The sequence below is a fragment of the Micromonospora sp. CNZ296 genome, assembly GCF_007827635.1.
In genome coordinates this window covers 29,651-41,155 of record NZ_VISW01000020.1, presented here as the reverse complement: position 1 = coordinate 41,155, position 11,505 = coordinate 29,651, and the positions used below count along the sequence as shown (strand labels likewise).

8 protein-coding genes are annotated in these 11,505 nt (G+C 72.9%); 1 reads left to right on the top strand and 7 read right to left on the bottom strand.

Annotated elements, in window-relative coordinates; translation table 11 throughout:
* Nucleotides 1-49 precede the first annotated feature (49 nt).
* The 7 genes from FB455_RS27305 to FB455_RS27275 all read right to left on the bottom strand — a co-directional run bounded on the left by FB455_RS27305 (nt 50) and on the right by FB455_RS27275 (nt 8,901).
* Nucleotides 50-1,003: a DUF559 domain-containing protein gene (locus FB455_RS27305; protein WP_486481596.1), complete on the bottom strand. Its 954-nt coding sequence runs from the start codon at nt 1,001-1,003 to the stop codon at nt 50-52.
* Nucleotides 1,004-1,103: 100 nt separating this feature from the next.
* The gene (topA, locus tag FB455_RS27300; protein ID WP_145755290.1) at nt 1,104-3,932 is read right to left on the bottom strand and encodes a type I DNA topoisomerase; all 2,829 of its coding nucleotides are present in this window, start codon (nt 3,930-3,932) and stop codon (nt 1,104-1,106) included.
* 268 nt (nt 3,933-4,200) lie between these two features.
* The gene (locus FB455_RS27295) at nt 4,201-4,809 is read right to left on the bottom strand and encodes a hypothetical protein (RefSeq protein ID WP_013473583.1); all 609 of its coding nucleotides are present in this window, start codon (nt 4,807-4,809) and stop codon (nt 4,201-4,203) included.
* On the bottom strand, nt 4,800-5,342 hold the full coding sequence (locus tag FB455_RS27290; protein ID WP_013283652.1) for a hypothetical protein: 543 nt from the start codon (nt 5,340-5,342) through the stop codon (nt 4,800-4,802). The genes FB455_RS27295 and FB455_RS27290 overlap by 10 nt, the downstream gene beginning before the upstream one ends.
* 101 nt (nt 5,343-5,443) lie before the next feature.
* Entirely contained in the window at nt 5,444-7,792 is a 2,349-nt protein-coding gene (locus FB455_RS27285; RefSeq protein WP_013283651.1) for a sodium-translocating pyrophosphatase, read from the bottom strand.
* Between the two features lie 321 nt (nt 7,793-8,113).
* Nucleotides 8,114-8,551 (bottom strand): ATP-binding protein, encoded by a 438-nt coding sequence (locus FB455_RS27280; protein WP_013283650.1) that lies wholly within the window; start codon nt 8,549-8,551, stop codon nt 8,114-8,116.
* Nucleotides 8,551-8,901 (bottom strand): STAS domain-containing protein, encoded by a 351-nt coding sequence (locus tag FB455_RS27275; protein ID WP_013283649.1) that lies wholly within the window; start codon nt 8,899-8,901, stop codon nt 8,551-8,553. Before FB455_RS27275 ends, FB455_RS27280 begins: the two co-directional genes overlap by 1 nt.
* A 91-nt stretch (nt 8,902-8,992) precedes the next feature.
* Here FB455_RS27275 and FB455_RS27270 point away from each other — a divergent pair.
* The coding region (locus FB455_RS27270) for a DEAD/DEAH box helicase (protein WP_486481600.1) at nt 8,993-11,505 on the top strand (2,513 nt) is incomplete at its 3' end.

Below are 11,505 nucleotides of genomic sequence, written 5' to 3'. Positions count from 1 at the left end.
GGAAAGGGCCCTTATCGGGGCCGTTTTCTTCCAAGATCTCGGCTGGCGGTCACCCCGGCCAGCCGGCCGCCCGCAAGGCGGCGCGGAGTTGGGCGATCACCTCTTCGGGATGGGCGCGCAGGACCCAGGCGGGGAACCGGAGAACACGGTCGCCCTCGACCCACAGGTCGTTCTGCCGCCGCATGTCCGCCCAGGCGTGCGCCGGATCGAGATGCTGCCCGCCGTCCACCTCGACGTGCACGCGCCACTGCTCGAAGTACGCGTCGAGGTAGCGCCGCCGGCCGGCGGAGTCCCGGCGGACCACCTGACGGCTCGGTTCGGGCAGGCCGGCACGGCGGACGAGACCGAGCAGGTCGAGTTCGCCCAGGGAGTGCGCACCCCCGGCCGCATCCGTGGCGGTGGACAGGATCAGCCGTCGTCGGCGGACCCGGGGCATCCGCTCCACCACCTCGTGCACGTCGTCGCCACCCACCAGACGCTGCTGGAAGGCAGCCGCGACGATCGCACGGGCCCGGGTGTCGGTCGGTGCCCACTGCGCGGCGTCGACGATCGACCGGGCCGCCGCCGTCCGGGGCGGCGCCGCGACCGGCACCACGTCGGAATCGGGCAGGTGGGTCGTCCGGTGCGCCAGCACACCGGCCGGTAGCGGTGATCGACGGGTCGTGGCTGGCAGAAGCAGGTGGAGCACCCGTTCCGGGAAGCCACGCAGCCCGCCCACCTGAGCCGCAGTCATGCCGCCCAGCAGCGCGGTGGGCCCGGCCGCCAGCACCGCGATCCACCGGAGTTGCGCGGGACCGACCGGGCCGTTGTGCGCGACGAGAACCGCGCGATGCGCCTGTCGCCACCGGCCGGTCGTCACCCGGTGGCGGATCGCCCTACGCGTGAGATGCGCTCGTGCCTGCTGAAGGCTGAGCACGTCATCCTGCCGGAAGAGCAGCCAGGTCAGTTCGTCCGCGTCATCCGACGGCAGCGCCCGCCGCATCCCCGCCCAGGAGTTCCCCACCCACCCACGGTGCCCCCGACGCGGCCCTTCCGCCGCCCCTGTGGACAACCACCAGATCTTGGAAGGAAACGGCCTCCATGAGGGCCTTTTCCTTCCAAGATCACTCGTTCGGGGTTGAGGTCGCCTTCTTGGGGGCGGCCTTCTTCGCGGGGGCCTTCTTGGCGGCCGTGGTCTTCTTGGCGGCCGTGGTCTTCTTGGCCACCGTGGTCTTCTTCGCCGCCGTCGTCTTCTTGGCCGGGGCGGCCTTCTTCGCGGCCTTCTTCTTCGGCGCCGGGCCCTTCGCGCGCTTCTCGGCCAGCATCTCCGACGCCTGCTCCAGCGTCAGCTCCTCCGGCGTCTGCCCGCGCCGCAGCGACGCGTTGAACTCGCCGTCGGTCACGTACGGCCCGAAGCGCCCGTCCTTGATCACCAGCGGCTTCTCGGTGAGCGGGTCGTTGCCCATCTCCCGCAGCGGCGGCGCGGCGGCCCGGCGCTGACGCGTCTTCGGGGCGGCGAGCAACGCCAGCGCCTCGTCCAGCGTGACTGTGAACATCTTGTCTTCCGAGTCCAGCGAGCGGAACTCGTCACCGCGCTTGACGTACGGGCCGTAGCGGCCGTTGTTGGCGAACACCTCGACGCCGTCCGGGGCCACGCCGATCAGCCGGGGCAGGCGCAGCAGCTGCAACGCCTGCTCCAGGGTCAGGCTGTCCGGCGTCTGCGAGCGCAGCAGCGACGACTTGCGCTCGCCGCTGGCCACGTACGGGCCGAACCGGCCGGACTTGAGCACGATCGGCTCGCCGGTCGACGGGTCGTCGCCGAGCTTGCGCTCACCGCCGCCGCCGAGGAACAGCTCGTGCACCTTCTCCGGGGTCAGCTCGTCCGGCGCCAGGCCCTCCGGGATCGGTGCCCGGTCGCCCTGCGAGCCGCTCTCCTCGCCCTCACCCGAGGCCGCCGGCGTCGGCGCCTGCTGCTCGCCGGGCAGCGCCCGCTGGAGGTACGGCCCGTACCGGCCGACCCGGACGACGACCTCGCGGCCCTCGTCGTCGGTGAACAGCGGGATGGAGTTGACGCTGCGCGCGTCGATCTCGCTGAGGTTCTCGGTGACCAGCTTCTTCAGGCCACCGGCGTGCGCGATGGCCTGGTCGCCGGTGCCGTTGGTGCTGCCGAAGTAGAAGGAGGTGAGGAAGTCGACGGCGGCGTGGTCACCACCGGCGATCTCGTCCAGCTCGTTCTCCATGCTGGCGGTGAAGTCGTAGTCGATCAGGCGCGGGTAGTGCCGCTCCATCAGCCCGATCACCGCGAACGCCAGGAACGACGGGATCATGGCCTGGCCGCGCTTCACCACGTACCCGCGGTCCTGGATCGTCTGCATGATCGACGCGTACGTGGAGGGCCGGCCGATGCCCAGCTCTTCGAGGGCCTTGACCAGCGACGCCTCGGTGTAGCGGGCGGGCGGCTGGGTGTGGTGGCCCTGCGCGGCCAGCTCGTCGGCGGTCAGCGGCTGGTCCTTGACCAGCGTGGGCAGCCGCCGCTCGGCGTCCTCGGCCTCGGCGTTCTCGTCGTCGCTCGACTCGACGTACGCGCGCAGGAAGCCCGGGTCGGTGATGGTCTTGCCGGTCGCGCCGAAGTCGGCCTCCTCCTGGGCGGAGGAGACGGCGCGGATGCGCACCGACACGCTGGAGCCGACCGCGTCGGTCATCTGCGAGGCGATGGTGCGCCGCCAGATCAGCTCGTAGAGCTTGAACTCCTCGGCGGACAGCTCCTTGGCCACCTCGCCCGGGGTGCGGAAGTTGTCGCCGGCGGGACGGATCGCCTCGTGCGCCTCCTGGGCGTTCTTCACCTTGCCGGTGTAGCGGCGCGGCTCCGGCGGCACGCTGCGCTCGCCGTACAGCTCGACGATCTGCCGGCGGGCCGCCGTGATGGCCGTCTCGGACAGGTTCACCGAGTCGGTACGCATGTAGGTGATGTAGCCGTTCTCGTACAGGCGCTGCGCGGTGCGCATCGTCTGCTGCGACGAGAACCGCATCTTGCGGGCCGCCTCCTGCTGGAGCGTGGAGGTGATGAACGGCGCGTACGGGCGGCGGCGGTAGGGCTTCTCCTCGACCCGGGTGACGGTGAACGGCTGGTCGGCCAGGCGGGCCGCCAAGCCCCGGGCCCCGCCCTCGTCGAGGTGGACGACACCAGCACCGGCGCGAACGCGACCCGTGGTCGGCTCGAAGTCCTTGCCGGTGGCGATCCGGTCACCGTTGAGCGCGACGAGCGTGGCGTTGAACGTCCGCGGGCCCTCGCCCGGCTTCGCCACGGCGAGCGTGGCCAGGATGTCCCAGTACTCGGCGGTGCGGAACGCCATCCGCTGGCGCTCCCGCTCGACCACGATGCGCGTCGCCACCGACTGCACCCGGCCCGCCGACAGCTTCGGCATGACCTTCTTCCACAGCACCGGCGAGACCTCGTAGCCGTAGAGGCGGTCGAGGATGCGCCGCGCCTCCTGGGCGTCGACCAGGTCGCGGTCGATCTCCCGGGGGTTCGCCACGGCGGCCTGGATGGCCGGCTTGGTGATCTCGTGGAAGACCATCCGCTTGACCGGCACCTTGGGCTTGAGCGTCTCCACCAGGTGCCAGGCGATGGCCTCGCCCTCGCGGTCCTCATCCGTCGCCAGGAAGATCTCGTCGACCTCCTTGGCCAGCTTCACCAGCTTGCTGATCTGCTGCTTACGGTCGGGCGAGACCACGTAGAGGGCGTGGAAGCCGTTGTCGACGTCGACGCCGAGGCGTGCCCAGGGCTCACCCTTGTACTTCGCCGGGACGTCGGCGGCGTTGCGGGGCAGGTCCCGGACGTGGCCGAAGCTGGCCTCCACGACGTACCCCGGGCCGAGGTAGCCCGAGATCGTCTTGGCCTTCGCCGGTGACTCGACGATGACCAGACGGGTGGTTCCAGCGTTGCTCGGCACGTCTCTCCCCGACCTCACTCCTACGCCATGCCCGCTTCGGGCCGTGTTGCGCCACCCGGACCACAGGCGGTCCGGATGTCCAACGTAACGCGCCGTCCGCGTTCCGGGTTTCGTGGGCGGCAAACGGGCCGCCCTCCCGGCGACCGCCGGCCGCACCCTGCCGGACGGCGTCACGGTACACCGTGGGTAGGGCGACAGGCGGGTCACTGTGACGATCGCGTACCCCCGGCGGAGCCCTCCCCGGGTGTCCGGCTTCGGACAGCGGCGGTCAGCCCCGGGAGCCCGGCCAGTCCGCCACCGGCGCCGTCGCCGGCCGTTCCCCCACCAGCTCGGCGAGCCGCGACATCCGCCGTCCGCCGATCCGGAACGCGGGCCCGCCCTCGTCCGGCTCCACGAACGCGGCCGGCAGACCCACCGCCGCCAGCGCGGCGCGGACCACCGGCCAGGACTGCTCGTCGGCCGGTCCGAGCCGCAGCCGGAATCCGGCCGGCTCGGCCGTGCCGGCGGCGGCCGCCCAGAGCCGCAGCCGCCGCCCGTCCAGGTGGAAGCGGGCCGGTGGCCGCTTCACCGCGCCGCGCAGCCAGGCCCGCGCGAGCGGCGCCAGCATGCTCGTGTACGCGGTGCGCACCCGGTGCCGCCCGTCCTCGGTCGGCTCCCAGCTCGCCGGCACACCCCGGGCGCCCAGCTCGGCCACCAGCACGTGCACCCGCCAGGCGGCGTCGACCACCACGGAGATCCGGGCCGTGCCGCCCATCCGCCCCACCTCACCCGGCCCGGCGAGCAGGCCGGCGAGGTCCGCCAGCGCGGGATCGGCCGCCTCGGTGGAGAACAGCGAGGGCTGGCGGGCCGGTTTCGGGGTGGGAGGGGTCAGCGACACTCCGGGACCTCGTCGAAGGCCTCTTTCAGCTCGGTCGAGTTGAGTTTGCTGGTGTCCAGCGCGCTCGCGTCGTACTCCTTGTTGAGCGTGTCCACGGCGGCGCGCACGCCGTCGTAGAACGGACCGGCCTGGGCGGTGTCGAGCCGGTCGATGGCGGACCGGGCCCGGCCGTACGCGTCACGCATCTTGCTCAGCGACCCCAGGAACCCGGCGGACACCTCGGCGCCGCGTTCGGCCTCGGGCACGCCCGCCTCCTCGACCTTGCGCCGGGCCGTCTCGCTGGCCTGCTCGGCACCGGCGAAGAGCCGGACCAGGTTCTCCTTGGCCTGCGCCGGGGTGGTCTGCGCGGTCATCTGCTGCTGCGTGCTGCTGGTCAGTTTGGAGATCTCCGCGCGCCACGGGGTGAGCGCCTGGCACACCGACGCGGCCCAGACCCGGGGGTTGGGACCGCCGCCGCACCCGGCGACCACGAGGACCAGCGTGGCCAGGACCACCGTGAGCTTTCCGGCGGTTGCCGCCCGGCGCGTACGCATGCGATGCAGCGTACGACCTCCGGACGGAACCGCCACCGGTCAGGTTTGCCGGGCACGGGGTTCCCGGCCGGCCGGGGCCGGCCGGGAACCGTCGCGTGCGATCAGGCGTTCACCGTCTCCGGACGCTGGTCCGGGGTGCCGGCCCCGCTGTCCTCGTCGGTCATCGCCACACCCTTGCGCTTGCTGAACACCACTGCGGCCGCGATGATCAGCGCGGCCACCACGGCGATCGTGATGCGCAGCGCCGGGTTCTTGTCGTCGCCCACGCTCCAGGCCACCACGGCCGGGGCGATCAGCAGCGAGACCAGGTTCATCACCTTGATCAGCGGGTTGATCGCCGGGCCGGCGGTGTCCTTGAACGGGTCACCGACGGTGTCGCCGATGACGGTGGCGGAGTGCGCGTCGGAGCCCTTGCCGCCGTACGCGCCGTCCTCCACCAGCTTCTTGGCGTTGTCCCAGGCGCCACCGGAGTTGGCCAGGAACACCGCCATCAGCGTGCCCGCGCCGATCGCGCCGGCCAGGTACGCGGCCAGCGCGCCCGGGCCGAGGCCGAAGCCGACAGCGATCGGGGCCAGGATGGCCAGCAGGCCGGGGGTCATCAGCTCGCGCTGCGCGTCCCGGGTGCAGATGTCCACGACCTTGCCGTACTCGGGCCGCTGGGTGCGGTCCATGATGCCGGGCAGCTCGCGGAACTGGCGGCGTACCTCCATCACCACGGCGCCGGCCGAGCGGGAGACCGCGTTGATGGCCAGGCCGGAGAAGAGGAAGACCACCGCCGCGCCGATGATCAGGCCGACCAGGTTGCGCGGGTTGGACACGTTGAGCGAGTTGAGGATCTCGGTGCCGACGTCGCCCACGCCCGCGTCCTCGTACGCCGAGCGCAGCGTGTCGGTGTACGAGCCGAACAGCGCGGTGGCGGCCAGCACCGCGGTGGCGATCGCGATGCCCTTGGTGATCGCCTTGGTGGTGTTGCCGACGGCGTCCAGCTCGGTGAGCGTCCGCGCGCCGTGCTCGTCGATGTCGCCGGACATCTCGGCCACGCCCTGCGCGTTGTCGGAGATCGGGCCGAACGTGTCCATCGCGACGATGACGCCGACGGTGGTGAGCAGGCCGGTGCCGGCCAGCGCGACGGCGAACAGCGACAGCGTGATCGAGCTGCCGCCGAGCAGGAACGCGCCGAAGACGCCGGCGCCGATCAGCAGCGCCGAGTAGACGGCCGACTCCAGGCCGACGCTGATGCCGGCGAGGATGACGGTGGCCGGGCCGGTCTGCGAGCTCTTGCCGATGTCCTGCACCGGACGCCGGTTGGTCTCGGTGAAGTAGCCGGTCAGCGCCTGGATCGCGGCGGCCAGCACGATACCGATCACGACCGCGCCGATGGCGACCAGCCGCGGGTTGCGGTCGACGTCGGTCAGCCCGCCCTCCAGCTCGGCGAACGTGGCCGGCAGGTACGCGAACGCGGCGATCGCGACGAGCACCGCGGCGATCAGCGCGGACAGGTAGAAGGCCCGGTTGATCGCGGTCAGGCCGTTGCGGTCGCTGGCGCGCAGCCGGGTGATGAAGACGCCGACGATCGCGACCAGCACGCCGATGGTGGAGATGATCAGCGGGAAGACCAGGCCGGTCTCGCCGAACGCGGCCCGGCCGAGGATCAGCGCCGCGACGAGCGTGACCGCGTACGACTCGAACAGGTCGGCGGCCATGCCGGCGCAGTCGCCCACGTTGTCGCCCACGTTGTCGGCGATGGTGGCGGCGTTGCGCGGGTCGTCCTCCGGGATGCCCTGCTCGACCTTGCCGACCAGGTCGGCGCCGACGTCGGCGGCCTTGGTGAAGATGCCGCCGCCGACCCGCATGAACATGGCGAGCAGCGCGGCGCCGAAGCCGAAGCCCTCCAGCACGGTCGGGGCGTCACCCCGGAAGATCAGCACGACCAGCGCCGCACCGAACAGGCCGAGGCCGACGGTGAGGAAGCCGACCACGCCGCCGGTGCGGAAGGCGATCTTCATGGCGGCCTCGCGGCCGCCTTCCCGCTCCCGCGCGGCCGCTGCCACCCGCAGGTTGGCGCGGGTGGCCAGCCACATGCCGGCGCCGCCGATGAACGCGCTGAACAGCGCACCCACCACGAAGAACGCCGAGCGGCCGGCCTTCACGAGCGTTTCGTTGCCGTCGGTGTCGTGCACCGGCAGCAGGAAGAGCAGCACGACGGCGATCACCACGAAGATCGCCAGCGTGCGGAACTGCCGCAGCAGGTACGCCGACGCGCCCTCCTGCACCGCGCCGGAGATCTCCTGCATGTTGGTGGTTCCCTTACCGGCTGCCAGGACCGCCCTGGTGAGGGCGGCCGCGAAGACGAGCGCCACCAGCGCGATGACCGCGGCGATGACGACGTACGTCACGTTGGCTCCGGTAAGGGACAGTGCGCCGCCGTCGGCGGCCAAGGTCCCGGACATCTATGTCCTCCTGTACCGAACAACTCGCGCCGACCTGTGGAGACGCACGGGCCGACGCCTGGATGCGGACTCGCAAGCGCGCGCCGACCCACTCCGGCGGACCAGCGATGAACTCCCGTTCCCGCTGGCTACGGGACGGGATCACTTGCTGACAACCCGCGTACTGTAGCCCTCTGGCGTGGCGGAGGTCACACCGAGGGGGCACCGTGTCTCGATGATCTTCGTAACTGTGTTATGCGAAGAAATCTGATATATGGCGCGGCCAATACGACGAGGCCGCGCTCCCCCTTCGGGGAGCGCGGCCTGCGTGTGCGTTTCGGGTCAGGCGCGGCCGGCCGGCCAGGACATCCGTACCTCGGTGCCGACGCCGTCGTCGACCGGACGGACCTGGAGATCCTCCACGAAACCGGCGAGCAGCGCGAAGCCCACCCCGGTGGTGAGCGCGTCCTCGCTGAGCGACTCCTTGGCCAGCTCGTCCGGGCCGAGCGCGGCCAGGCCGAGGCCCGCCTCGATCGGGGCCCGGTCCACCACCCGGACCGTGTAGCCGCCGCCGTCGGACATCTCCACGTACACCGGGTCGGCCAGGCCGTACTGCCGGTGCAGCGCGACCGCCCGGGTGCACGCCTCACCGATGGCCAGGCGCACCTCGTCCAGCAGGTCCTCGCGTACGCCGGCCCGCCGGGCCACCGCGACGCCGACCAGGCGGGCGGTGCGCACGTGCACCGGGGCCGGAGAGAAGGACAGCTTGACGGTCGCCATCACGCGCCGGTGGAGTCGGCGGCGATGGCCGCGTCGACCGTCGGATGCAGCGGGAAGACCTGGTCCAGGGCGGTGATCCGGAAGATCTTGAGCAGCGGCTCCTTGTCGCAGACCAGCGCGAAGGAGCCACCGGCCGAGCGCAGCCGCTTGAGCGCGCCCACGAGCACACCCAGACCGGTCGAGTCGAGGAAGTCCACCCGGCCGAGGTCGACCACCACGTGGCGGGCCCCGCCGTCGATCAACTCCAGGAGCCGTTCCCGCAGGCGGGGGGCGGTGTAGACATCCACCTCACCACCGACCTCGAGCACCGTGTGCTCCCCCACGGCGCGGGTCGCCAGCGACAGCTCCATCGGTCCCTCCTCGGTAAACTCTCCTGGGCATCTAACCATCTCCCCGTGCGGCCCCCTCGGTCACCGGCCACGCCCTCCCCATACCCCCACCCTGCGGTTCCCAATTCCGAACACCAGTGCGAGAGTGCAGGACGTGACCGACCACAGCCCCGGCCCGCGGCGTGCGCCGGGCGAGCTGCTGCGCCGGCTGCGGCTGCGTCACCCCACCGACCCGGTCACCCACGTCGAACGCGTCCCGGCCCGCGCCGGCGAGCCCGCCGGGTGGCCCGGCTGGGCGCCGGAGGAACTGAGGGCGGCGTTCGCGCGGCGCGGCGTCACCGCCCCGTGGCGGCACCAGGCCGAGGCCGCCGAGCTGGCGTACGCGGGCCGGCACGTGGTGGTCGCCACCGGCACGGCGTCCGGCAAGTCCCTGGCGTACCAGCTTCCCGCACTGAGCACGCTGCTCGCCGACCCGCGCGCCACGGTGCTCTACCTGGCGCCGACCAAGGCGCTCGCCGCCGACCAGCTCCGCGCCGTCGCCGGTCTCGAACTCGACGGGGTACGCCCCGCCACCTACGACGGGGACACGCCGCGCGCCGAACGGGAGTGGATCCGCCGGCACTCCCGGTTCGTGCTGACCAACCCGGACATGCTGCACCACGGCATCCTGCCCGGGCACGCACACTGGTCCGGGTTCCTGCGCCGGCTCGCGTACGTGGTGGTCGACGAGTGCCACACCTACCGGGGCGTCTTCGGCTCACACGTCGCGCACGTGCTGCGGCGGTTGCGGCGGCAGTGCGCGCGCTTCGGGCGTACCCCCGTCTTTCTGCTGGCCTCCGCCACGTCGGGTGACCCGGCGGCGGCGGCCGAGCGGCTCACCGGCCTGCCCGTCACCGCCGTCACCGAGGACACGTCGCCGCGCGGCGGGGTGACGTTCGCGCTCTGGGAGCCGCCGCTGCTGCCGCCCACCGACTCGTCCGTCGACGCCGACCTCGTCCAGGTCCGGCGCTCCGCGCTGCGGGAGACCGCGGACCTGCTCGCCGACAGCGTGGTCGAGGGGGTACGCACGCTCGCGTTCGTGCGGTCCCGCCGGGGCGCCGAGGTGGTCGCGGCGAACGCCCGGCGGTCGCTCGACGAGGCCGTACCCGGGCTGGGCGACCGGGTTGCCGCCTACCGGGCCGGCTACCTGCGCGAGGAACGCCGCGAGCTGGAACGGGCGCTGCTGCACGGCGACCTGCTCGGGCTCGCCTCCACGAACGCGCTCGAACTCGGCGTCGACCTGGTCGGGCTGGACGCGGTGCTGATCTGCGGCTGGCCCGGCACCCGCGCGTCGCTGTGGCAGCAGGCCGGGCGGGCCGGGCGCTCCGGCGACGAGGCGCTCGCCGTGCTGGTGGCCCGGGACGACCCGCTCGACACCTACCTGGTGCACCACCCGGAGGCGCTGTTCGGGCGGCCGGTCGAGGCGACGGTGCTCGACCCGGCCAACCCGTACGTGCTCGCGCCACAGCTCGCCTGCGCCGCCCACGAGTCCCCGCTCACCCCGGCCGACCTCGACCTGTTCGGTGAGGGTGCCAAGGAGGCGGTGGACTCGCTGGTCGAGGCGGGGGCGCTGCGGCAGCGGCCCACCGGCTGGTACTGGCGGCACCGGGAACGCCCCGAGGTCGACCTGCGCGGCGAGGGCGGCGCCCCGGTGTGCGTGGTGGAGGAGTCCACCGGCCGGCTGCTCGGCACCGTCGACGGCGGGTCGGCGCACTTCCTGCTGCACACCGGCGCGGTCTACCTGCACCAGGGCGTCTCGTACGTGGTCGACTCGCTCGACCTGGCCGACGGGTGCGCGCTCGTGCACGCCGAGGAGCCGGACTGGTCCACCCACGCCCGCGATGTCACCTCGCTGTCGGTGGTGTCGGTCCGCTCGTACGTGGACGCCGGGCCGGTCGGGCTGTTCCTCGGCGAGGTGGACGTAACCAGCCAGGTGGTGTCGTACCAGCGGCGGCGCATCGCCACCGGCGAGGTGATCGACACCCGCCCGCTGGACCTGCCCGCGCGGGAGCTGCGCACCGTCGCGGTGTGGTTCACGCTCTCCCCCGAGTCGCTGACCGCCGCCGGTGTCGAGGCGGCTGACGTGCCGGGCGCGCTGCACGCCGCCGAGCACGCCGCCATCGGCCTGCTGCCGCTGATGGCGACGTGCGACAGGTGGGACATCGGCGGGCTGTCCACCGCCCTGCACCCGGACACCGAGGCACCGACCGTCTTCGTCTACGACGGTCACCCCGGCGGCGCGGGTTTCGCCGAGCGGGCGTACGGCACCGCCGCCGCCTGGCTGCGCGCCACCCGGGACGCGATCGCCGAGTGCGGGTGCGAGACCGGGTGCCCGTCGTGCGTCCAGTCCCCGAAGTGCGGCAACGGCAACAACCCGCTGGCCAAGGCGGAGGCGGTGAAGGTCCTCGACGTGGTGCTGACCAACCTCGCCACGGCCGGCGGCGAGGCGGCGGTGGCCGGCCCGGAGGCGGCGGCCGGCCCGGAGGCGGCGGCCGGCCCGGAGGCGGCGGCCGGCCCGGAGGCGGCGGCCGGCCCGGAGGCGGCGGCCGGCCCGGAGGCGGCGGCCGGCCCGGAGGCGGCGGCCGG